Origin of the sequence: Mesorhizobium humile (assembly GCF_033977215.1) — a bacterium.
GTDB lineage: Bacteria > Pseudomonadota > Alphaproteobacteria > Rhizobiales > Rhizobiaceae > Mesorhizobium > Mesorhizobium humile.
Genome location: NZ_JAVIIV010000006.1, coordinates 234,881 through 256,362 on the forward strand (window position 1 = coordinate 234,881; position 21,482 = coordinate 256,362).

Annotated in this window: 20 protein-coding genes; 4 read left to right on the plus strand and 16 right to left on the minus strand. The window is 61.8% G+C overall.

The window, feature by feature from the left end; translation table 11 throughout:
• Positions 1-1,153 precede the first annotated feature (1,153 nt).
• Entirely contained in the window at positions 1,154-1,390 is a 237-nt protein-coding gene (locus RFM52_RS12480) for a hypothetical protein (RefSeq protein ID WP_320293651.1), read from the plus strand.
• 834 nt (positions 1,391-2,224) lie between these two features.
• A complete protein-coding gene (locus RFM52_RS12485; protein WP_320293650.1) occupies positions 2,225-2,647 on the plus strand; it encodes an SRPBCC family protein in 423 nt (140 codons plus the stop codon).
• A 126-nt stretch (positions 2,648-2,773) separates the two neighbouring features.
• On the opposite strand, the gene RFM52_RS12490 is transcribed toward RFM52_RS12485, so the two are convergent.
• Complete coding sequence (locus RFM52_RS12490) at positions 2,774-3,340, minus strand: dihydrofolate reductase family protein (RefSeq protein WP_320293649.1); 567 nt, start codon at positions 3,338-3,340, stop codon at positions 2,774-2,776.
• 113 nt (positions 3,341-3,453) lie between these two features.
• On the minus strand, positions 3,454-4,632 hold the full coding sequence (locus RFM52_RS12495) for an MFS transporter (protein WP_320293648.1): 1,179 nt from the start codon (positions 4,630-4,632) through the stop codon (positions 3,454-3,456).
• A gap of 60 nt (positions 4,633-4,692) precedes the next feature.
• Between RFM52_RS12495 and pdxR the strand changes: the two genes are divergently transcribed.
• Complete coding sequence (gene pdxR, locus RFM52_RS12500) at positions 4,693-6,117, plus strand: MocR-like pyridoxine biosynthesis transcription factor PdxR (protein WP_320293647.1); 1,425 nt, start codon at positions 4,693-4,695, stop codon at positions 6,115-6,117.
• Positions 6,118-6,178: 61 nt separating this feature from the next.
• Here the strand turns inward: pdxR and RFM52_RS12505 are convergent, their stop codons facing one another.
• The 13 genes from RFM52_RS12505 to RFM52_RS12565 all read right to left on the minus strand — a co-directional run bounded on the left by RFM52_RS12505 (position 6,179) and on the right by RFM52_RS12565 (position 18,519).
• Positions 6,179-6,472: a hypothetical protein gene (locus tag RFM52_RS12505; protein WP_320293646.1), complete on the minus strand. Its 294-nt coding sequence runs from the start codon at positions 6,470-6,472 to the stop codon at positions 6,179-6,181.
• Positions 6,473-6,917: 445 nt separating this feature from the next.
• Complete coding sequence (locus RFM52_RS12510) at positions 6,918-7,166, minus strand: cytochrome C oxidase subunit IV family protein (protein ID WP_320293645.1); 249 nt, start codon at positions 7,164-7,166, stop codon at positions 6,918-6,920.
• A complete protein-coding gene (locus tag RFM52_RS12515) occupies positions 7,163-7,798 on the minus strand; it encodes a cytochrome c oxidase subunit 3 (RefSeq protein WP_320293644.1) in 636 nt (211 codons plus the stop codon). Before RFM52_RS12515 ends, RFM52_RS12510 begins: the two co-directional genes overlap by 4 nt.
• On the minus strand, positions 7,795-9,438 hold the full coding sequence (gene ctaD, locus RFM52_RS12520) for a cytochrome c oxidase subunit I (protein ID WP_320293643.1): 1,644 nt from the start codon (positions 9,436-9,438) through the stop codon (positions 7,795-7,797). Before ctaD ends, RFM52_RS12515 begins: the two co-directional genes overlap by 4 nt.
• Positions 9,435-10,388: a cytochrome c oxidase subunit II gene (gene coxB, locus RFM52_RS12525; RefSeq protein ID WP_320293642.1), complete on the minus strand. Its 954-nt coding sequence runs from the start codon at positions 10,386-10,388 to the stop codon at positions 9,435-9,437. Before coxB ends, ctaD begins: the two co-directional genes overlap by 4 nt.
• Positions 10,385-11,110, minus strand: a complete 726-nt coding sequence (locus RFM52_RS12530) for an SCO family protein (protein ID WP_320293641.1) — start codon at positions 11,108-11,110, stop codon at positions 10,385-10,387. The genes coxB and RFM52_RS12530 overlap by 4 nt, the downstream gene beginning before the upstream one ends.
• Before the next feature lie 23 nt (positions 11,111-11,133).
• Positions 11,134-11,580: a hypothetical protein gene (locus RFM52_RS12535; RefSeq protein WP_320293640.1), complete on the minus strand. Its 447-nt coding sequence runs from the start codon at positions 11,578-11,580 to the stop codon at positions 11,134-11,136.
• Positions 11,573-12,685, minus strand: coding sequence for a hypothetical protein (locus RFM52_RS12540; RefSeq protein WP_320293639.1), 1,113 nt, complete (start codon positions 12,683-12,685; stop codon positions 11,573-11,575). Before RFM52_RS12540 ends, RFM52_RS12535 begins: the two co-directional genes overlap by 8 nt.
• On the minus strand, positions 12,682-13,224 hold the full coding sequence (locus tag RFM52_RS12545) for a c-type cytochrome (RefSeq protein WP_320293638.1): 543 nt from the start codon (positions 13,222-13,224) through the stop codon (positions 12,682-12,684). The genes RFM52_RS12540 and RFM52_RS12545 overlap by 4 nt, the downstream gene beginning before the upstream one ends.
• On the minus strand, positions 13,221-13,748 hold the full coding sequence (locus tag RFM52_RS12550) for a DUF3341 domain-containing protein (protein ID WP_320293637.1): 528 nt from the start codon (positions 13,746-13,748) through the stop codon (positions 13,221-13,223). Before RFM52_RS12550 ends, RFM52_RS12545 begins: the two co-directional genes overlap by 4 nt.
• Positions 13,745-15,103: an NrfD/PsrC family molybdoenzyme membrane anchor subunit gene (nrfD, locus tag RFM52_RS12555; RefSeq protein WP_320293636.1), complete on the minus strand. Its 1,359-nt coding sequence runs from the start codon at positions 15,101-15,103 to the stop codon at positions 13,745-13,747. Before nrfD ends, RFM52_RS12550 begins: the two co-directional genes overlap by 4 nt.
• Positions 15,096-18,068: a TAT-variant-translocated molybdopterin oxidoreductase gene (locus RFM52_RS12560; protein ID WP_320293635.1), complete on the minus strand. Its 2,973-nt coding sequence runs from the start codon at positions 18,066-18,068 to the stop codon at positions 15,096-15,098. The genes nrfD and RFM52_RS12560 overlap by 8 nt, the downstream gene beginning before the upstream one ends.
• Positions 18,052-18,519 (minus strand): cytochrome c3 family protein, encoded by a 468-nt coding sequence (locus RFM52_RS12565; RefSeq protein ID WP_320293777.1) that lies wholly within the window; start codon positions 18,517-18,519, stop codon positions 18,052-18,054. Before RFM52_RS12565 ends, RFM52_RS12560 begins: the two co-directional genes overlap by 17 nt.
• Here RFM52_RS12565 and RFM52_RS12570 point away from each other — a divergent pair.
• Positions 18,436-18,756, plus strand: a complete 321-nt coding sequence (locus RFM52_RS12570; RefSeq protein ID WP_320293784.1) for a hypothetical protein — start codon at positions 18,436-18,438, stop codon at positions 18,754-18,756. The genes RFM52_RS12565 and RFM52_RS12570 overlap by 84 nt on opposite strands.
• A 448-nt stretch (positions 18,757-19,204) precedes the next feature.
• On the opposite strand, the gene RFM52_RS12575 is transcribed toward RFM52_RS12570, so the two are convergent.
• Positions 19,205-21,481, minus strand: coding sequence for a xanthine dehydrogenase family protein molybdopterin-binding subunit (locus RFM52_RS12575; RefSeq protein ID WP_320293634.1), 2,277 nt, complete (start codon positions 21,479-21,481; stop codon positions 19,205-19,207).
• Position 21,482 lies beyond the last annotated feature (1 nt).

Sequence of the window (21,482 nt, forward strand, 5' to 3'; positions counted from 1 at the left end):
TCCCACTGTCGAGTTCGCGATCACCACTAGTATGGCAATTGAGAATGTCTGCTTGGGGGACGCGACCTCAACAAACGATCAGAATGGGGTCAGTTGTCTGCCTCAACATCTTCGTAACTGGCGCACGTACGACCAATAAGTGGTTGGTCAGAAATAGGGGGTTCGAGTCCACCTTGTGGGGCCAATTGAGAAAAATGGCATAAAAATCAGCCACTTAGGTGGTCGTTTTGGTGGGCCCGGAGGGTGTGAGACTTGCAAGGAAAATCAATGGCTTAGCGGATGGTTAGCCAACCCATATCCTTCGCATGATCTCGTATGGTCTGGCGAACCTAGAAAAGCCAAGAAAGATTAGTTTTGCAGGTAAGCGGTGTCTCTGTCTCATCCCACACTACCGAGCATCAGGGCCGAGACACTTCCGGCGCTGACCGCAAGGCTTCTGGATATGGCGGCTGACATTTCGAAGCTCTTGTGAGGAACAGCACCGCCCAGATTTCGTGGAGCCGGCCACTCCGCTTTCCTGTGAGGCGTTGAGCGTGCGGTCCGATGACGTCTGGTGACGATCAAACCATCCCATTCGCACGCTGTAGCCGCCGATCACCGCACGCCTTGGTCTGAGGTCTTTCTGAGCGAGACTTCATGGACTAGATGTCGCTGGTCAATACCAAACAGGAGAAGTCTAACTCAGACAGCGACACCAAAAGACTTCTTATGTGCACAGTTTCCGTAAGGTAGGTTTCCTCAGCTCGACAGGATTGTAAGAATCCGGAGCTAACTCACTGATATTGTTAATATGGTGGGCCCGGAGGGCGACCATAGCTAGTTGGTTTTATTTGCTTTTTCGAGGACAAAAAACTGCAGTTCTCCCGTATCGTTCCGTATAACTCCGTGCTGCGACCTTCTCCGCCCTGGAAATTGTACAGAGCCAACGTCGAGCGTCAGGAACCTGGTTCGCCATGCAAGCAATTGCGTTCATTTTCAATAGACAAGCTCGATGAATTGATTCAATCTCTTAGCTTGATTCCGGTGTTTGGCTGGAACGTGACACAACGCTCTGCGGATCGCTCACAATATCAATGTACTATATACAAATCTGGAATCTGCGACCTAGAGCGATATCCACTTACACCACAGGCAGCCCCCTACGGGTAAGTCATTGGACTTGCAGAAGGCTGATATCATGATGCGTCACTTTACAACCCCTCGCCCAGTCACCGCGGAGCGCATCGAGCGAGCGCTCGACCGCGTTGCAGAGATCATCGTTGCGCGTGGCGACCAAGGCGAGAAGTGGCTTCCTTTATACGACTATCTGGAACGTGCGTTGCGGGATCACAAGGCGAAGGAAGATCGCCTCAATGCAGCGCGCCAGCGTGTGAAACGATTGCAAAGTTGAACATAAACACAGTCTTCGCAAATTCATCCCGCGTTTTCCCGATCAGCAATCTCCTCGCGGCGCTTAACGACCTAATGGAGTGACCGTGCTGGCGTAAGGGATGCCTAGCTGCGGGCAAGGCTTCAGCGGGGAAGTCCAACGTTGATCCAGTTGGCTGGGATCGGCCTCAGCGCTATTTCGTTGTTTTTATTTGTTTTTTTGTATTTTCCGGGTCGATTTGTGTCACAATACGTAGCACATCCAACGCGACTTCGGTGGCTCAACCGAGATGAATGGTCGAAGCGGTTGTTTACAATGGCTGCGACAACTATTTCCGCTGTGGATGTTGCCCACTCGATTATTTTTCGCCTAAGCTAGGCCCTTGATTAAGTTGGGTTTTTCATTTTTTGCAGCCGGCAATGCCGACCCGAGGCTGTCAAGAATCTATGGCGTTGATTAAAGGGAAAATTCCTGAAAATTTTTTGGTAGTTTCCAGCATCAATCGACCTTTGTTGGACCAAATCCTGGTTCCGCGTAGGTAAGACCGTGACGGTACTTTTTTCGAATCGCGGTGAAGCTATCCTACCTTGCCCCATCCAGACGAGCCTCGGCAAGAAAGAGCGCAAGTGAGGGTCCGTGAGGAAACGGAAGCATCAGGACCCACCGACACTCCCCCGTCATTGATGCATCAAAAAACACCGCAAAGTGGCACGCCGCGATGCCGGCGGAGGAGCCGGCCACTGCATCAAATGCGGCCCCAATGGACATGGTTCTTTAAGCGGCCCGCTGTCGGGCGTTCGCGCAAGGGAACAAATCCCGAAGCCCAGCGCTTTGTAAGGCCCTAGGAAGCGTAAAATGTCGACGGCAGAAGTCAAAGCCAAGGTTGCGCTCGATCTCGACGCAGACCCCCAAGCGGTATTTGCCGCGTGGGTCGACCCGTCGCTGATTGAGCGATGGCTGTTCAAATCGCCGACAAACACGCTCGAAGCACAAACCGACCCTCGGGCGGGCGGCGCTTTTTCAATTGTCGAACACGAGTGTAGTGAGATCATCACGCATGATGGTCGGTACGCGATTTGCGAGCCGCCGACACGCCTGTCATTCACGTTGGGAGTGCCCCAACACTTCGCCGGCCTGGCGCAGATCGATGTGACGATCACACCCAGGGGGTCAGGCTCGCACTTGGATTTCCAGGCGAGCGGCGCCGGACCGTCTGATGCGCAACAGCTCTGGGAGAAAATGCTAGCGAACCTCGCCCAGTTGCTCAAAGTTCGTTGAACATAGGCACAAAGGCGTGCTCGGCGATGGCTGTAGCTATTTGCCTTTAGCTGAACTCTGGTTCGATGGACCAGCCTGATGGCCGCAGCGCGAGGCCGCGCGTGGGTAGTCCCCACGAAACTGACCTTAGCTGACCGGCTCGTAGGTCAAGATCACAACACCCGAACTGAGCGTCTTCGAGCTGGCGAGCCGCAGCTTTGCGGAGTGCCCACCCTCGATGAATAGGCGTTTCCCGCCACCGATCACCAACGGGTGCACCCAGACTCGGTACTCGTCGACCAGGCCGTGCTTCATTAGCGTTTGCAGGAGTGACGCGCTGCCATACATCTCGATGTCCTTGCCAGGCTCCAGCTTCAGTTTGGCAATCTCCTCTGCGACATCACCGCTGATCAGCTTGGCGTTCCACTCTAACGGCTCGGCCAGGGTCCGTGAGGCGACAAGCTTCGGCATGCTGTTCATCCGCTCGAGGTAGGGGCCACCCTTGATCTTGCCCCACGTCTTTGACAGCAGCTCATAGGTAGTTCGTCCGCACAGGAAATAGTCGGCCTCCATCAGGTGCTCAAGCGAGTCTTGCTCGGCTTCCTCAGTGAAGTACGGGTTGGCCCAGCCGCCTTGCTCGGTCTCACCGAAACCACCAGGATCTTGGATAACGCCATCAAGCGTGACGAGCGTCGATACTTTCAGCTTTCTCATTTCGGAATTCTCCGGTTCTGTTAAATGATTTCAGTCAGGCGGCGTAGGATGCTCAAGATCGACGAGGCTCCACCTGACCTTCTCAGCGGGCTGCCAGTCGCGGATTCGTGCCTCTATGCAATGCTCCGCATTCCGAAACGGACAAAGGCGGCGCCCGCGAGCAGGACCAAGATGACCCCTGCCGCCAGGAACGAGAGCGTGTAGCCGAGCACAGCGGCGAGACCGCCGAGGGCCATGCCTCCGATTCCCAGCCCGGCATCATAGGCTCCGTTCCAGAGTGCACCCACGGCGTCCGCCTGCGCCGGCTTGGTTTGAGCGAGCAACCGGCAGAGGCTGGCGCTCTGCGCGACCCCGAAAGCGATGCCGCTCACCGCCATGCCAATCATTACCGCGAAGGCTCCCGGCACCGCGAGGCAGAGCAAGCCGGCGATGGAGAGTCCCGCCGCTGCGATCAGCGCCCCACGGGGACCATGCTGATCGATCGGCCGGCCCGCCACCCAGCGAGCGCAGCCCGCGAACAACGCCTGGAGGAGGAGAGCGATCATGATCGTAGCCTGATCGAATTCCGGATGCGCCAAGGGAAGGAAGGTTATCGCTGCACCGACCACGACGGCACCCAGGGCCAGCACCGTGATCGGCCAAACCGTCACGCGAAGCGGCGGAAACGAAGAGGCGTGACCCGTATCGCGAGGCGCCGGGCTGCCTTCGGGAACAAGCGCGACGGTAAGCAAGGCGGCGACCGCGAAAGCTGCGGCGATGCCGGCCGTTCCGCCGGGGCCGAGGGTTGCGAGCGCATAGGGGCCGAGCGGGACGGCGACGATGGCCGGGATCGCGGAGGCGACGCCGAATGCGCCCAGCGCCTCTGTGCGCCGCGCCGGCGGCGCCAGTTGCGCGGCCAGGCCGCAGGCCGCAACCAGCAGGATTCCAAGGCCAAACCCGCGCGCGGCACAAGTGGCAAGGAGCAGTGCGAGCGAGCTCGAGAACGTCGCGAGACAGGGGAGTGCCATCGTGAGCAGCGCCGCCGCCAGCGCGCGGCGGCGCCCGACCTTGACGATCACTCGGGGCGCGATCAATTCGCCGATGATGGTCGTCGCCATCAATGCGCCGGTGGACAAGCCCGCGGCTGACGCGCCGCCAAGCGCGGCAGCGTGCGTCGGAATCGCGGAGAGAAGCAGATAGAAGCTTCCCATCGCGGTCAGCATCACGCCGGCCAACGTCAGGATCGCAGGGGTGAGGATCGCGGTCCTGCTTGCATCGCTCGGGACGGGTGTTGCGGTGGCTGCGATCGACATCTAGGCGTCTCCAGTTGTGACTGTCCGTTCGATGCCTAACGTGCTAGTGGTCTGCTGAACATGACCAGTTCCGATGCAAAATTGTTGCCCACTTTGACGGATGGACTCCCTCTGTCGGTCGATCGAGACATCCCAGAGACTCTGGCGGCCCAGCTCCGCCGCGGGATCCTCAACCTGATCCGTACCGATGCGCTGCATCCCGGCGTCCGCCTGCCCTCGACGCGGGTGCTTGCGGCGCAGCTCGGCATCTCGCGACCGCTCGTGCTCGACACCTATGCGCAGCTCGCCGCCGAGGGCTATCTGAGTCTTCGCCGCGGCGCCCGGCCTGTGGTCGCCGGGGAGGCCGTGGCGCCTCCTGACGGCGAGGAGGTGTTGGCGGAGCCTGAACAAATCCGGTTTGACCTTCGACCGGCCATGCCCGATCTCTCGATGTTTCCCAGGCGCCTCTGGCTCCGTTCGCTGCGAAGCGTCCTTGCGAACCTTCCTGCAAGCGATCTTGGCTATGGCGATCTGCGGGGCAGCCCCGTGTTGCGTCACGCGCTGGCGGATTATCTCGGCCGGGTCCGAGGCGTGATCGCCGATCCGGCATTCATCTTCGTCACGAGCGGCTTCGCGGAAGCGCGCGCACTCGTCTGCGCGGCCCTTTACGCGAAGGGCGTGCGTGGCCTCGCGGTGGAGGATCCCAGCTACAGCGACTGGGTTGCGGTCAACAAATCGGGCCTGCGGCGCACGCCTGTGCCGGTGGATGCGGAAGGTCTGGACGTGCCGCAACTTGCCGCCCTCTCGGCCGGGGCCGTGTTTGTCACGCCAGCGCACCAGTTTCCGATCGGAGGCGTGCTGAGCGCGGCGCGGCGCCAAGAACTGGTGCGCTGGCTGCGGGAACGTGACGCCTTCGCCCTCGAGGACGACTACGACGCAGAATTCCGCTACGATCAGGCGCCGATCGGCGCCTTGCAGGGCCTTGCGCCCGATCGCGTCATCTACGCTGGAACTGCCAGCAAGACGCTCGCACCGGCGCTCCGGCTCGGCTGGCTGGTCGTGCCGTCTGACCTCGTGGAGACGATGGCGGGTGAGTTGCGCCGTTGGAGCGAGGGGCCGCCGAGGATCGACCAGGATGCGCTGGCCGCCATGATCGACAGCGGGGCGCATGACCGGCACCTGCGCAAGATGCGACGCTTCTATCGTGACCGCCGCGACCGGTTGCTCTCCTGCCTGGCCTCGGCGCTCCCTGAGCTCGCAACCGAGGGCGCAGCCGCCGGGCTCCACGTGACGCTTCGCCTGCCTGACCAGATAGACGCGGCCGGCGAGGCTCGCGTTATCGACCATCTGCGGCGCCACGGCGTCGCGACCGAGGGGCTCGGGCGCTACAGCACGACTTGTGCTGGACCTCGTCGCCTCTTCATCGGATACGGCCGCATCGCCGACAGCGCAATCGAGCCAAGCATCAGGATCCTCGCGAGCGCCGTCCGCGAGTTGGCCGAATGAGGGCGTTTGGGTTTCTGGCAGGGTCCACGAGCACCTCACGCTCTCCGGACCGCCATCGCCGTCAGGCGATCGTCAGCACGCCGTCGACGAGGTCCTGGCTGCCCGTCACGTAGGCCGCCTCGCCTGAGATCCGGACGGTCGATGACGGCACTGCCACCAGTTCGCGCACCGAATGGGTGTTGTTGCCGGGCACGGCAATGCCGTCGCCGTGATGGGCTTGCAGCCAGCGCGCCGAGGCAATGTTTGCCCCTTCGCCGGTGACGCCGACGAACAACCCGGCGCCGATGCCGTTGAGCAGGTGGCAGCCGGAATAAATGGCGTGGGCAACCTTGCCGCTCTGACGGCCGGCGACCACTGCTCGGTCTGGCGCTCACTGCGGATGCCGATGTCGGCGGCATGGCGACCGATGTCAACCGGTTCGGCGGTGGTAACGAGTTCCACCCCTTATGAACGGGCACTTTTTCAATTTGTCGGAAATCGCCGCTCAAAATGCTACGATTTTCGGCAAAATCATTGGAGCAGAATCCTAAATCGCATCACAGCATTCCGAGTTCTTCACCGACGACGGCTTACCGTATCGGCATCTCGCCGCGAAACAGCGGCTGGTGGGCCGCATCAAGGCGCTAATTCGATTGGCGACTTTTCGGACCGGCGGGAAGTGACGTTCCTGGTGTTGGGTGACGATCCATTGGTCGGTTTCGAGTTCGGGGATTGGCTTGGCGACGCGAACCAGTCATCGCTGTGACCGACGAAGCACGGAAAAGGCCGGGGCCGCCTGAACCGCTTCAGCCCGACGCGCTTTAACGTCCGATCAGTGTCAGCCCGAACAGGATGATGAGCCAAAGCCCCGCGGCCACAACGGCGAGCCGGGGCAACGTACCGATCAGATGCATGAACAGCATGGCGATCAGGACCGCCTTCGCGGCCGCTATCGCCAGGTTAAGGGCGACATTGAAGGGGCCGAGATCGATCAAGGAGGAGCCGACCGTCAGCGCCAGCAGCGCGAGCAGCCCGAGATAGCCGAACGTGAGTTTGCGCAGTTCGCTCATCGGTTGATCAGGTAAAGAACGGGGAACATGAAAACCCAGATGATGTCGACGAAGTGCCAGTAAAGACCGACGGCCACCACCTGGCGCAGCCGGTTGGCAGGGCTGGAAGTCGGCCAGAGCGCGACCATACCGGCGACGACCACCAGGCCGCCGATCAGGTGCAGCGCATGCAACGAGGTCATTGTGAAATAGAGGCCGAAAAACAACTCGGCTTGGGCCGGGTCCGGCCCGGCATAGCGAAACGGCAGGCCGAGGAGCGGCGCCAGGCCGTCGCTGATCTCCCTGCTATATTCGATCCCCTTCACGATCAGGAAGCAGATACCCAGCGCCGACGTCGCGGCCAGCGCCCAAACGGTCGCGCTCCAGCGTCTGTGAACGGCAAGCTTATGGGCCAGCGCCATGGTGAAACTGCTGGTGATCAGCACCGCGGTGTTGAAGGTGCCGAGCGGCAGCGAAAGATGTTTCGAGGCTGCGGCGAAGGCGGGGCCGAAATCGATATGCGCGACAAGGAAGACCAGAAAGATGGCGCCGAACAGCATCGCCTCGGAGCCGATGAACACCCACATGGCGAAAGTGTCGGCTCGCCGTTCGCGTTGAGGTGTATCGAAAGCGACGCTTTCGGTGCCGCTCATCCCGCCGCCTCCTCCCGGTGCGGACTGAAGCGTTCGTGCTCGAGCCCCTTCATGTCGTAGTCATAGGCCGGCCGCGTCACGACCGGTATCGTCTCGAAATTATGCGGCGGCGGCGGCGAGCTCGTTTGCCATTCGAGCCCGGTGGCGCTCCACGGATTGTGCACTGCGCGGGCGCCGCGAAACAGCGACCAGCCGAGGTAGAACAACGGCATCAGATAGCCGATCGCCAGCACCACGGCGCCAGCCGAGGACAACACGTTCCAGAACTGGAACTCCGGCGGATAGGTATGGTAGCGCCGCGGCATACCGTCGAAGCCCAGCACATATTGCGGGAAGAAGGTCAGGTTGAAGCCGATGAAGGTGACAGTCGCCGCAATCCTCCCTGACGTTTCCGAATACATGCGGCCGGTCAATTTTGGCCACCAGAAATGCAGGCCGGCCATATAGGCGGTCACCATGCCGCCAACCATGATGTAGTGGAAATGCGCGATGACAAAGTAGGTGTCATGGACATGCACGTCGACCGCGAGCGACGCAAGGAACAGCCCAGCCAATCCGCCGAAGGTGAACAGCGCGAGGAAGAACAGCGCGTAAAGCATCGGCGTCTCGAAGCTGATCTCGCCCTTGCGCAGCGTCAGGCTCCAGTTGAAGACCTTGATCGCCGACGGAATAGCGACACAGAAGGACAGGAACGAGAACACCACCCCGGCATAGGCCGATTGCCCGCTGACGAACATGTGGTGGCCCCAGACCAGGAAGCCGAAGACGGCGATCGCCATCGACGACATCGCCACCGCCTTGTAACCGAACAGCGGTCGGCGGCTGAAACAGGGCAGCACCTCCGACACGACGCCCATTCCGGGCAGGATCATGATGTAGACCGCAGGGTGCGAATAGAACCAGAATAGATCCTGAAAGAGCAAAGGATCTCCCCCGAGATCGGGATTGAAGATGCCAATGCCGAAGACACGCTCCAGCACGATTAGGATCAGGGAGGCGGCAAGCACCGGGGTGGCCAGCACCATCACCAGGCTGGTGGCGTAAAGCGTCCAGACGAAAATCGGCAGGCGAAACCAGGTGAGCCCGGGAGCGCGCAGCATGTGAACGGTGACGATGAAGTTGATGCCGGTCATGATCGTCGAGAACCCGACAATGAAGACGCCGAAAGCCGCGGTCGAGACCCAGCCATTGGCGTAGAGCGTCGACAGCGGCGTGTAGAACGTCCAGCCGGTGTCCACGCCGCCGGCCACCACCGCAAACAGCGCGAACAGGCTGCCGAAAATGAAGACGTACCAGCTGACGAGGTTCAGTCGCGGGAAAGCGAGATCGCGCGCGCCGATCATCAACGGCAAAAGGAAATTGCCAAGCGTGGCCGGGATCGACGGCACCAGGAAGAACCAGACCATGATGATGCCGTGCAGCGAGAACAGCCGGTTGTAGACATCGTCAGACACAAGGTCGCCGGCCGGTGTCGCGAGCTCGATCCGCATCAGCACCGCCATGGCGCCGCCGAGGAAGAAGAAGGCCGTCAGCGAGATCAGGTAAAGCCACGCCACGCGCTTATGGTCAGTGGTCAGCAGCCACGCGCGAGGGCCGCTTCCCTCCTCTAGATAAGTGCCAGGCATCGCCGCGTTGGTCATGGCTTGGCTCCTGCCTTAGGTAGACGCGATAACGACTTCAGATAGGCGAGCAGCATCTGCAGCTCACCTTCATCGATCAGGCCGTCGAAGCTCGGCATCACCGGCTCGTAACCGGCGGCGATCTCCTTCTTCGGATTGAGGATGGAGTCGCGCAGATAGCGCTCGTCGGCGATCACTGTCTGCTGGTTGTCGAGCGCCACCGGCCGACCGAAGATGTCTTCAAGCGAGGGCGCCCTCACCTTGCTGCTGGCGCCATGGCAGCCGGAGCATCCCAGCGCGCGAAACAGTTTCTCGCCGCTCGCGGCGAGCGTCTCGCCTTCGCTCTGACTGTTCAGCCAGGCGGCATATTGCTCGGGCGCCATCACAGTCACCCAGCCGCCCATTTGGGAATGTTGCGTGCCGCAATATTGGGCGCAGAACAGATGATAGCGGCCGGGCTCCGTGGCGATGAACCAGATATGCGTCGTGCGGCCCGGCACCGCGTCCTGCTTGATGCGGAATGCCGGCACGTAGAAGGAGTGGATGACGTCCTGCGAGGCGAGCGACACCACGACCGGTTTGCCGATCGGAACATGCAATTCGTTGATCTCACGCTGACCGCCGGGCTGTCTGAACTCCCACATCCATTGCTTGCCGAGTGCGATGATCTCCAGCGCATCCGCCGGCGGATGGTCGCGCCGAACGAAAAGGGTGGCGCCCCAGCCGAAGAAGACAAAGGCAATGACCAGGCTGGCCACGGTCCAGCTCATCTCAAGCGGCAGGCTGCGGGAACGCTTGCCTGTGCGATCCGCCTTCGAGCCGATGCGGTATTTCACCGCATAGCCGACGACCAGGCCGCTGAGCGCCAGTCCGAGAAGGATTGAAAAAGCGACCAACGTGTAAAATAGCGCATCAATCTGGCCGGCTTCCGACGAGGCTTCCTGCGGGAAGAAGGGGATGCCGAAGCTCACCTTGCCCTCCCCCAGGTCTGCCAGAGCACAGTTGCGCCGAGGCCGAGTAGCGTTGCCAGGCCTGCCACTTTCAGCGCCGCCCAGATGGCAGGCGTGTACTGGCCTTTCGACCTGTCGAACCCAGCGCAAAGCAGGAAGGCGTGATCCGCGATAGAGCCAAGTTTGTTGGCCGACGCCTCGACCAATGCAAGCTCGAGGTCGCGCGGCGTAAAGGTCAGCGCCGGCAGCACCTGTGAAATTCGGCCCGAGGGTGTGAGCGCGATAATTGCGATCGGATGGACAAACTGATCGATGCCTTTGCGCCGATCGAAAGTGATGCCGGCCTCGTTGGCGAGCGCTGCGCCAGCACCTTCGCTGCTGGTCAGAAAACGCCAGGTGGACAGGCCCACCGGACCGGCGGCGGAAGCGATCTCATCCCGTGCCGCTGTGGCATCGGCGGGGGTCTCATCGGCGTCGATCGAGATGAACAGCGCGCGGTAATCTGTCGGGAGAAGCGATGTCTTTTTCAGGTCGGACGCGACAGCCTGCTGGGTGACGCCGCAAAGGTTCGGGCATTTGTCGTAGCCAAAGATGACCAGGGCTGGACGGCCGTTCAGTGTTTTGCCAAGCGTCAGCCTCGCACCGCTTGCATCGGTCATTTCGCGATCGAGAGTCAGTTGCGCTCCGAGCCTCGGATCGAATGTCGGTCGCTCGGCGGCAGGAGCCGCGCCGGCAATGAACAAACAAAGCGCAGCGAACAAGCTTCTCATCGTCCTGCTCCGCTTTGCCCCCGGCAATTCTGACTCTGCGGAGCGCGGGGAACCGCCGCAGTAACCAACCCGCAGTCATCCCCTCCAGAGCTCACTGATCGCTGCTGCGACCAATCCGGCAAACCGTTGCTGACAATCGCCCACATGGCGTCGTCGATCGGCATACGGGCGATGCCGGCATCGCGGTCGATCCAGCCAAGCATTTTGAGCTGGCGATCCTCCTCGGCGCGAAAGCTGATTAAGTCCTGGTTTGGCGCGGTCTGCAACCCAGGGCTTTCCGGACTAGTGTTGCCCGGAACCGGCAACCAGGTCGGCGCGGTGTTGAAGGCAAGCTTCACGCCGATCGTGGCTAAAGCGATGAACAGAAGCAGACCGCCGCTGAAAGCGAGGAGCACACCCGGCTGGACATCGCGCACTTCGGGATGGCGGTGCGCCTTAGCCATGGGCGACCTCCCGCTTCCACCAAGTGATCCGATCCGGTCGGCGAAGAAGGAAGAGGAACAGCACGAGCCACAGCCCGCCAACTCCAATCCATGCTGCCGCATCTCGCCATAGTCCCAGCAAGCCGCCGGAAAACAGCGGTGGGCGAACACGCCAGAACACATCGGCGAAATGGCCTGCTAAAGTTACTCCTGCCAGCCAGACCAAGCCGTCATGGCTGCGCTTGAGCGGTCGGCTGAGCGAGCCTGCGAACGCAGCCACCTGCAAGGCAATCAGCAGCCACAGCAGATACCACCAGCCGCCGGTGGCCCGGACGATGTACCACTGGATCTCGTCCGGAAGGTCACCGCCCCAGACGACAACCCACTGCATGAAGACGAGGTAGATCCAGGTCAGCACGAAGCCGAGCTGCATGTTGGCAAGGTCTTCGCCAAGCGCGGCATCTTCCTCACCGCCGGGTATGACCTCGACCGCCTTCCTCGCCGCCAGCACAAGGATCGCCAGAGCGAAAGCTCCAGCGACCTCCGCTGAAGCCTCGCAAAGTGCGTAGATAGTCGAGGTGAATTCGGGCTCGATCGAAAGCATCCAGTCGATGGCAAAGACGCTGACGGCAAGCGCATGGAGTATCAGGCTAAGGGCATATTTCCTCCCGCTGCCAGCCTTCCCGGAACCCTCTGAAGTCGGGCGGAGCACCACCCAAGTGAGGACGAGCCAGATCGCCGCGCAGACAGCAAAGCGCAGCATGAAGAACGGCACGTTGAGATAGGCAAGCTTCTCTCGAACCTTCTCGGACAGCGTCGCGGGATCGGCGCCGGCCCATGGTAAGATCAGATCGAGCCTCATCAGCACCGGCAGGAGCAAGACGAGTCCAAACGGCAGTGTTGCGGTCATGGCCTGCAAAGGCTGACGGACCGCCTCGCCCCAGCGTCCGCCGGTCAGCCCATGCACCATCAATATGGTCAGCGCGCCGAGCGGCAGGCTGAGCGCGAAGAGAGCCGCCGCGAGCCAGGCGCCCAGCATCGCTTTGACATCAAGCGATGCGCCAAGAACGCAAGGAACGAGCCCTGTGATGCCGACGGCGGCAAAACCCTGCTCGAGGCGGCTCACGGCGATGTCTCCGCTTCGAGCCGCGCGCGCAAGGTCTGCGGAAGCTCAGCGACTGGTGCGTTGCGCGAATATTGCAGCGCGCGGATATAGGCAACGATTGCCCAGCGGTCTTGCTGCGGCACGCGCGCCGCGTAGGAATACATGGCGCCATAGCCATTGGTGATGACATCGTAGAAATGCCGGTCGGAGGCCTTGCGAAGCGCATCCTGATGATAAGTCGGCGGCGCCGGAAAACCACGCTGGACAATCATGCCATGGCCGTCGCCCGTGCGGCCGTGACAGGGCGAGCAGAAGATGTCGAAACGCTGCTGGCCACGCAGCAGCAGCGCGGTCGTGATCGGATAGGGGATCCTGTCCGGGACAAGCGAAAGATCGGCATCGCGCGCGACGGTGCCCGTTACCGGCGTGCGTGCCGACATGCCGTCGGCGAACTGGTTGCTCGCCTCCAGCGGATCGTAGCGCGGCTGGTCCTCCATGTCCTGCCGGCAGCCGGCGACGGCCAGCGCACCGAGGATCAGCGTGAGGCGCAAGCGGTTCACGCTTCGACCTCCTCGACGGTCTCGGCGCCGAGCCGCGTCAGTTGGCCCTTGGTGACGCCCTTGCGGTATTTCGGATCGGCCGCTTCGATCAGAAGATAGAACTTGCCACCGCGCGCGTAGCTGAAGCTCTCGGCGTTGAAGACCGGATGATGGTAGCGGGGCAGCCCATTGGCCGCGAGCACGCCCACAAATCCGGCAAAGGCGGCGCCCATAATGCCGGCCTCGAAGGCGATGACGACGAAAGGCGGCCAGGAATGCAGCGGACGCCCGCCGACATTGATGGGATAGTCGACTTCGACCGAGTACCAGAGCAGAGCATAGACGAGAGCCGCGCCGGCAATGCCGCCGGCGAGCACGGCCCAGGGCAGGCGCGTCTTCGGGATCGCCAATATCCCCTCCAGCTCTTTCACCTGAAATGGCGAGAACGCATCCATGCGCCGATAGCCGCGCTCGCGCATGCCGCGCGCTGCCTCGACGAGCGCTTCGGGATCGGCAAAAACCGCCATGAGACCGTAGAGGCTCATTTGAGCTTGCCCTCTTCCTCGGCCAGTTCCTCGACCTCGAAGATCGTGATCGCCGGCAGGATGCGGATGAACAGGAAGACGAGCGCGAAGAAAGTGCCGATCGAGCCGAACAGGATACCGAAATCGAGCCAGGTCAGCGACTGCTCGCCCCAGGACGACGGCAGGTAATCGCGGCTCGGGCCCGTCACGACGATGATGTAGCGTTCGATCCACATGCCGATATTGATGGCGATGGCGATCGCGAACAGCAGCGGCATGTTGCGTCGGACGCGCCTAAACCACAGCAATTGCAGCACGCCGCAGTTCAGGCCGATCATCGTCCAGAACAATGTCGCGTATGGACCCAGCGCGCGCTGGGCCATCATCGCGCGTTCATAAGGCTTGCCTGAATACCAGGCGAAGAACGCTTCCGAGACATAGCCATAGGCGACGACCATGCCGGCGGCGATCATCAGCTTGGCGGCGTTGTCCATGTGCCTGAGCGTGATCAGGTCCTCGACCGAGAAAGCCCAGCGCAGCGGAATGGCGATGGTAAGCACCATGGCGAAGCCGGAGAGCAGCGCGCCGGCGACGAAATAAGGCGGAAAGATCGTCGAGTGGTAGCCGGGCGTGATCGCGAAGGTGAAATCGAGCGAGACGATCGAATGCACCGAGACGACCAGCGGCGTGGCTAAGGCCGCAAGCAGAAAATAGACGACCTGGTAGCGCGCCCAATGATAAGCCGAGCCGCGCCAGCCAAGCGCCAATATGCCATAGAAGAGCTGCGCCGGTTTCGAGCTTGCGCGATCGCGCAGCACCGCCAGATCCGGCAGCAGACCCATGTACCAGAACAGCAGCGAGACGGTCGCGTAGGTCGCGATCGCCGCAAAATCCCAGACCAGGGGGCTGCGCCATTGTGGCCAGTGCATATGCACATTGGGCAACGGCAGCAGCCAGTAGAAGAACCACGGCCGGCCGAGATGCAGGATCGGAAAAAGTCCGGCCATGGCAACGGCGAACAGCGTCATGGCCTCGGCGAAGCGATTGATCGAGGCGCGCCACGGCTGGCGCAGCAGCAGAAGCACCGCCGAGATCAACGTGCCGGCATGACCGATGCCGATCCACCAGACGAAGTTGGAGATCATCGTGCCCCAGACCACCGGCATATTGATGCCGTAGGCGCCCACGCCGACCGCGATCAGGTAGGTGATTGAATAGAGCAGCAGCAAAACCAGCAGAAAGCAGAGGAAGAACGCCGCCCAGAAATGACGCGGCAGGCGGCCGTTGAGCACGATCGAGCCGATGCGCCCACTGATCTCGCGAGAATCGTGCCGCCCGCGCAAGACGGCCGGGCTGTTCGCGCTGGCTTCAGCCATCGGTCGCCTCGCCCGGCTTGGCAAGCTTGCCGTTCGGATTGCAAATCTTGCCGAGATAGGTGGTGCGCGGCCGTGTATTCAGTTCCTCGAGCAGCGCGTAATTCTGCGGCGCGCTTTTCTCGCGAACGACCTTTGCATCTTTCTTGTTGCGATCGCCGAAAGTGATGGCCAGGGTCGGGCAGGCCTGCTGGCAGGCGGTGACCACCTCGCCATCGGCGAGGTCGCGGTTCTCGATCTGGGCCTGGATGCGTTTGGCGCTGATGCGCTGGACGCAATAGGTGCATTTCTCCATCACCCCGCGCGAGCGCACGCTGACATTGGGGTTGTGAACGGCCTGCTCCGGCCCAGCTTCGTCCTTGTCGAAGGATTGGTGCTCGAGAAAATTGAAGCGCCGCACCTTGTAGGGGCAGTTCTGCGAGCAATAGCGCGTGCCAATGCAACGGTTATAAACCTGCGCATTCAGCCCATCATGCGTATGGACGGTAGCGTTGACCGGGCACACCACTTCGCAGGGCGCCTTCTCGCAATGCATGCACGGCACGGGCTGGAAAAAGGTCTCGGGCGCATCGACAGGCCCGGCATAGTAGCGATCGACCCGCAGCCAGTGCATCTCGTGGCCGCGCTCGCATTCGTCCGGCCCGACCGGCGCGATGTTGTTTTCCGCCTGGCAGGCCGAGACGCAGGCCATGCAGCCGATGCAGGTCGACAGATCGATCGCCATGGCCCAGGCTTCCTGTTTGTAGGGCCAGGCGGGATAAAGCGATTCAGTCGGCGCCGACGGTGAGTCCGTGCGCACGAAATCTGGATTCTGCCGGAATGCGTCGAGCGAGGCGTGGCGCACAATGGCGCGACCTTCCATCGCCTGGTGTTGCTGCGTGGTGATGACGCGCATGCTGTTCTTGCGGAGCGTGATGGCCGCGCCGGTCGCGAACCATTGCGACCCACGGCGCAATTGGAAAGCGTCATAGCCTCCCGATAGGAGAGCGACAGAACCGACCTTTCGCCCGAAGCCAATGGAAAGCGTTATCGTTTCGTCCGGGTGGCCGGGCACGATCCAGGCCGGCGCGTCGATGTCCGCTCCGTCGCACGCGACGTTGATGGCCTCGCCGTTTCCGACTTTCAGTCGCTCGGCCGTGGCGGGCGAGATGAGCGCGGCATTACCCCATACGATCTTGGTCAAGGGTCGCGGCAGTTCCTGCAGCCATGAGGCGTTGGCGAAACGACCGTCGCGCAACCAGGGATCGGCGACGAAGCGGATATCGATACCGGTGCCTGCTTTTGCCGCCGGCTTCAATCCGGCCAGGTCCGGCGGCACTGTGACGGATACTGGCTTGGCGGCACCATTTGCTATGACCCCGTCGCGCAGAGCCTTTCTCCACGCGTCATCATCGAGCTCGGTCCAATGCTGCCGGACAAGCAAAAGCGGATCCGTATCGAACGCGCCACCAAGCACGGCGAGCAGCTCATGCCCGGTCTTTCCGTCGTAAAGCGGCCTGATCAGCGGCTGCACCATCGAGGTGCTGCCGTCATAGGCACGGATGTCGCTCCAGCTCTCGAGCTCGTGCGCCGCGGGCAGATGCCAGTGCGCCAGGAAAGCGGTCTCGTCGCGGTAGAGCCCATGATGGACGAGCAGCTTGACGCTGGAGAAGGCCTTTTGCACATCGAGGCCTGCCGGCTCGGTGTAGAGTGGGTTTGCGCCCAGCACGACCACTGTGTCGATCGCCTTGAGGCCAATCGCTTCGTACATCGCCTCCAGATCGCCATCGACCGACAGCGCATCCGGCGCCTCGATAAACTCCACTGTATTGCCGAGCGCACCAAGGCTCGCGTTGGCGGCAAACGCGGCGGCGTGAACGAACGCGCTCTGATGCGCACCCGGAACGACCAGCGCGCTGTGGCCGGCCGCCTTCAGATCGTCGACCAGCGCTGTCATCCATGTCTGGTCGATAGATGTGCGGGAAGTTCCGGCTTGGCCACTTAACGCCGCAATCAATCTCGCAGCCACCGCCTCCATCTCGCTTGGCTTGATCGCAAGCCGATGATCGGCTGCTGCGCCGGTGATCGTCGGCGTCGACTCCACCGCGTAAAGCCGGCTCATGCGGTCACTCGGGCTGCGCACGCGTCGCCGCGCTGCGAAGTCGCGCGCATAGACGAGCCGCCCTGGCCCCTCTCCCAGGAAATCGGCATCAAGGCTCACGATCGTTTCTGTACGATTGAAACGATAGACCGGCGTCAGTGCCGCCCCGAACAGAGCACGCGACGCCTCGGCCGATCCCGGCGCCGCCAGCGGATCGTGGCGGTAAATTTTCAGCTTTGGATAGCGTGTCCGCAGCGCATCCAGCTGTGCCGCGAGAGTCGGCGAGGTCGTTGATTCTATCAGCAAGGCACCGCCCTGCCCCTTCGATGCCGTCCATTGCGAAACGAGCCCTGCCATGTCCTTCAGGAAATCGCCATAAGATGCCGGCTCGCCATTCTTCAGCGGCGTGCGTGAACGATCGGGATCGAACAGCATCAGCACAGCCGCCTGCATCACCGCGTCGGTTCCGCCAAGCGATGCCGGATGATCCGGATTGCCCTCGACCTTTGTCGGCCGCCCTTCATGGCTCTCGACTATGGCGCCGATGCCGAAGCCGTCGCTCGACAAGGTTGTCGCGTAGTAGGTCGGCTTGCCCGGGATCAGGATTTCCGGCTGGCGCACATAAGGGACGATGCTTACCGCTCTGCTGCAGGCAGCCAGACCGGCTAGCGACAGCGACGCGCCCATCAGCTTCAGCAGCGTGCGTCTGTTCGGCCTTGCCGGCAGGCGCTCCGCGATTGCCGGGAATTCGGTTTCGACAAAGCGGCGGAAATCTGCGGTGCCGGCGATCTCGTCGAGACTGCGCCACATGTCGCGATCGCTTGTCAGCCGTCGGCGCAACGCTGCGATGTCGATGGCGAGCCGGCCCTTTTCATCGATGGCAGACATAGCAATCCGTCATCGTCTCGGGATGGATGTCGAGCATGCCGATCAGCTGTCGCCTGATCTCATCGATGTCGGCAGGCGGCCGCCAGTGCATCAGGAACACGTCCTTCGGCGGACGCAGATTAGGACCGGGATTGCGATGACAGCCCAGACACCATTCCATGCTGAGCGTATGTGCCCGCATCGTCAGCGGCATCTGGTCGACCTCGCCATGGCAGGTCTCGCAGGCGATGCCCTTGTCGATATGGATCGCGTGATTGAAGAAAACGAAATCGGGCACGGTGTTGACCCGCTGCCATTCGATCGGCTTGCCGCTGGCGAGGCTTGCACGCACCGGCGCCAGCATGTCGGCATTGGTGAAGAGCTGCGAATGGCAGGTCATGCAAACTTCGGTCGCTGGCAAACCCGCCAACGAGGAGGTTTCGACGCCGTTGTGGCAATAGCGGCAGTCGATGCCGAGCTGGCCGACATGATGCTTGTGGCTGAATGGCACCGGCTGCGCCAATGGCTCACCTACTCCCGTTACAAAGTCCGAACGGGGAAGGATTGTCCCGATCGCGGCGGCCATCAGCAGAACCGCACAACTTCCCCAGATGACAAAGCGCGCAACCCCGTTGGCGTTTTTCGAGAAGATCTGCGGCATCCCCTCGCCGATTCTGCTAAAGGCAAACTCAAAGTTGACGACACCTAACGGTGCTTTTGCCTCGAAGGTTCCGAAGCCGCAAAAGGATCACAAAATGGTGACCCACAGCGAGAGCCGGCTTCAAAATTAATCCGCAACCACAGGCAGTCGCACGCGTTCGCCAGATATCACGATCGGGCCGATGACCTATGCATAGTCATCGCGCCTGGAGGACATCGTTTCATGGGAACCAAGGTTGGCGATGAAGTCATCGCCTATGCTCTGCCGACTGGGTGAGACCGGCTTAAAAAGCGCTTTAACCTTCTAGGTCGCCACGACGGCGTCCCGTCGTCCGCGAAGGGCCGTCTCTCCTCTCCGCCAGTCTACGACTTCGACGCCTGGCAAGAAAATACATCCAGATCAGGATGAGGAACAAAGGGACGCCCGCGACGGGCAGCATCCACATGCCAATGTGAAACATGGGTCTCCCCAATCATAGAACGGTCTTAGAGCATACTCAGGCGAGAAGTTGCTCAATCCTGATCGGCAAGTCGCGGATGCGCTTGCCGGTCGCATGATAAACAGCACTCGCAACAGCGGCGGCGGTGCCGACATTGCCGAGTTCGCCGAGGCCCTTGACGCCGGCAGGGTTGACCGCGTGGTCGACCTCCGGAATCAGGATCACCTGCAGGTCCTTGATGTCGGCATTGACCGGCACGAGATAATCCTGCAGGTCCCGGTTCACATAGCGGGCGTAGCGACGGTCGATTTCCGTCGCTTCATGCAGCGCCTGGCCGATGCCCCAGATCATGCCGCCCATCAACTGGCTGCGCGCCGTGCGCGTGTTCATGATGCGGCCGGCCGCGAACGCCCCGACAATGCGTGGAACGCGAATTTCCAGAGTGTAGCGGTTGATGCGGACTTCGACGAATTCGGCACCGAAAGCGTATTTTACCGAGTCCGCATCCTGTTCACCGCCGTGGAACTCCGGCGTGCCAGCATAAAGCTTCTTCAGCGCCTCGGGCGTCGCGCCCTTCGGCGCAAACTCGGCATACTCCTCGATCGCGCCGACCTGCATGGTCTTCAGGATGTCTTCGACCTTGGCCGACGCACCGCCCTTTGCCACGATCTTTCCGTCGGTGAGGTCGAATTCCTCGTTGTGGGAGCCGGCCAACGGACCGCCTTCTGCGGTCGCGGCGGCAAAGAGCTTGCTGCGGATGGCGTCGCAGGCTTTGAGCACCGCCGAACACACGCTAGCTGTGGAGATCGACCCACCGGAGACCGGAGCCGGAGGCAGGTTGCTGTCGCCCATCTCGACGCTGACCCGATCGATGCCGACGCCGAGCCGCTCCGACGCCATCTGGCCGGCCACGGTACGCACGCCGGTGCCGATCTCGTGGGAACCACATTGCAGCCGAACATCGCCGTCGATGGTGAGGCGCACCCGTGCCGCGCATGGCGCGACGGCGGTGGGATAGATCGCCGTGGCACAGCCCATGCCGACCAGCCAGTCGCCCTCACGCATCGCGCCGACTTTCGCCTCGCGCTTGGCCCAACCGAAAGCCTCCGCCGCCTGGTCGTAGCATTGGATCAGCGAGCGGCTGGAGAATGGCTTTTTGCCGATCGGCTCTGTCACCGGTTCATTGATCCGGCGGAACTCCACCGGGTCCATGCCGAGCGTCACAGCCATTTCGTCCATGGCGTTTTCGAGCGCATAGACATAAGGGGTCTCGGGCGGCGAGCGCATGTAGCCAGGCGTGTTGCGGTCCGCCTGCACCAGCGAGACGTGTGTCAGCACCGAGGCGTAGTCATACATCCGTCCAGTTGCTGATGTCCCCCCCACGACATAGGGGTCTGGCCGCGAGGTAACCTCCCAGCCTTCATGCGCAAAGGCCGTGATGCGCCCGTCCTTGTCAGCGCCGATCCTGATGCGGTGCCTCGTCTCCGCCCTATAGGTCTGAGTGCCGAAGGCCTGCATGCGGCTGACCACGCAGCGCACCGGGCGGCCGAGCCGCCTGGCGGCGATGGCGACAATGGCGGTGCGGGGCGTCATCGGCCCCTTGGAACCAAAGGCGCCGCCGATGAAGGGGCTGAAGATACGCACCTTTGCGGGATCGATCTTCAACTGTCTGGCAAGCTCGACCTTCCAGCCGGTCACATTCTGCGACGGCTCGTGTATGGTCAGCTCGTCGCCCTGCCAGAAAGCGGTGGTTGAAAACAGCTCGATCGGATTGTGGTGCTGCGCGGGTGTCGAATAGCGTTCGTCGACCTTGACGGCGGCGGCGGCATAGGCGGCATAAAAGTCGCCGGCCTTCACGTCTTCCTTGAACAAAGGACTCTTGCCGGCGGCGGGAATGGTCACCGTGCCCGGACTGTCGAAGCTCGCCGTCGGAGCCTCCACATCATACTCGGCGCGGATCAACTGCGCCGCCTCTTCGCCTGCTTCGAATGTCTCGGCGACCGCGAGCGCGATGATCTGGCCGTCGTGGAAGATCGTCCGGTCATGCAGCGGTCCGATCGAGGTCGCGCCGGAATTGCCGAATTTCGGTTTCTCGACCTTGTCCATGTCGCCATAGGTAACAATGTCGAGCAGGCCGGGCACCGCGCGGGCTTTGTCCAGGTCGAGCTTCGTCACCTTGCCTCTGGCAATGCTGCTGGTAGCCAATGCGCCATATGCGACGTTGGGGCTCGGCAAGTCGGCGGGATAATGCGCCTGTCCGGTGACTTTCAGGCGCGCATCGATGCGCGGCAGCGGTTCGCCCTGATTTTCTTTGGGTGTTGGTGTGGCGTCCATG

Excerpts from the sequence above, each read along its gene's own strand:
- pdxR (WP_320293647.1), top strand. The coding sequence starts at position 4,693 with ATGACCAGTTCCGATGCAAAATTGTTGCCCACTTTGACGGATGGACTC.
- RFM52_RS12515 (WP_320293644.1), bottom strand. The coding sequence starts at position 7,798 with ATGAGCGGCACCGAAAGCGTCGCTTTCGATACACCTCAACGCGAACGG.
- RFM52_RS12510 (WP_320293645.1), bottom strand. The coding sequence starts at position 7,166 with ATGAGCGAACTGCGCAAACTCACGTTCGGCTATCTCGGGCTGCTCGCG.
- RFM52_RS12570 (WP_320293784.1), top strand. The coding sequence starts at position 18,436 with ATGGCAGGTCATGCAAACTTCGGTCGCTGGCAAACCCGCCAACGAGGA.
- nrfD (WP_320293636.1), bottom strand. The coding sequence starts at position 15,103 with ATGGCTGAAGCCAGCGCGAACAGCCCGGCCGTCTTGCGCGGGCGGCAC.
- RFM52_RS12490 (WP_320293649.1), bottom strand. The coding sequence starts at position 3,340 with ATGAGAAAGCTGAAAGTATCGACGCTCGTCACGCTTGATGGCGTTATC.
- RFM52_RS12575 (WP_320293634.1), bottom strand. The coding sequence starts at position 21,481 with ATGGACGCCACACCAACACCCAAAGAAAATCAGGGCGAACCGCTGCCG.
- RFM52_RS12495 (WP_320293648.1), bottom strand. The coding sequence starts at position 4,632 with ATGTCGATCGCAGCCACCGCAACACCCGTCCCGAGCGATGCAAGCAGG.
- RFM52_RS12485 (WP_320293650.1), top strand. The coding sequence starts at position 2,225 with ATGTCGACGGCAGAAGTCAAAGCCAAGGTTGCGCTCGATCTCGACGCA.
- RFM52_RS12535 (WP_320293640.1), bottom strand. The coding sequence starts at position 11,580 with ATGGCTAAGGCGCACCGCCATCCCGAAGTGCGCGATGTCCAGCCGGGT.
- RFM52_RS12560 (WP_320293635.1), bottom strand. The coding sequence starts at position 18,068 with ATGTCTGCCATCGATGAAAAGGGCCGGCTCGCCATCGACATCGCAGCG.
- ctaD (WP_320293643.1), bottom strand. The coding sequence starts at position 9,438 with ATGACCAACGCGGCGATGCCTGGCACTTATCTAGAGGAGGGAAGCGGC.
- RFM52_RS12550 (WP_320293637.1), bottom strand. The coding sequence starts at position 13,748 with ATGAGCCTCTACGGTCTCATGGCGGTTTTTGCCGATCCCGAAGCGCTC.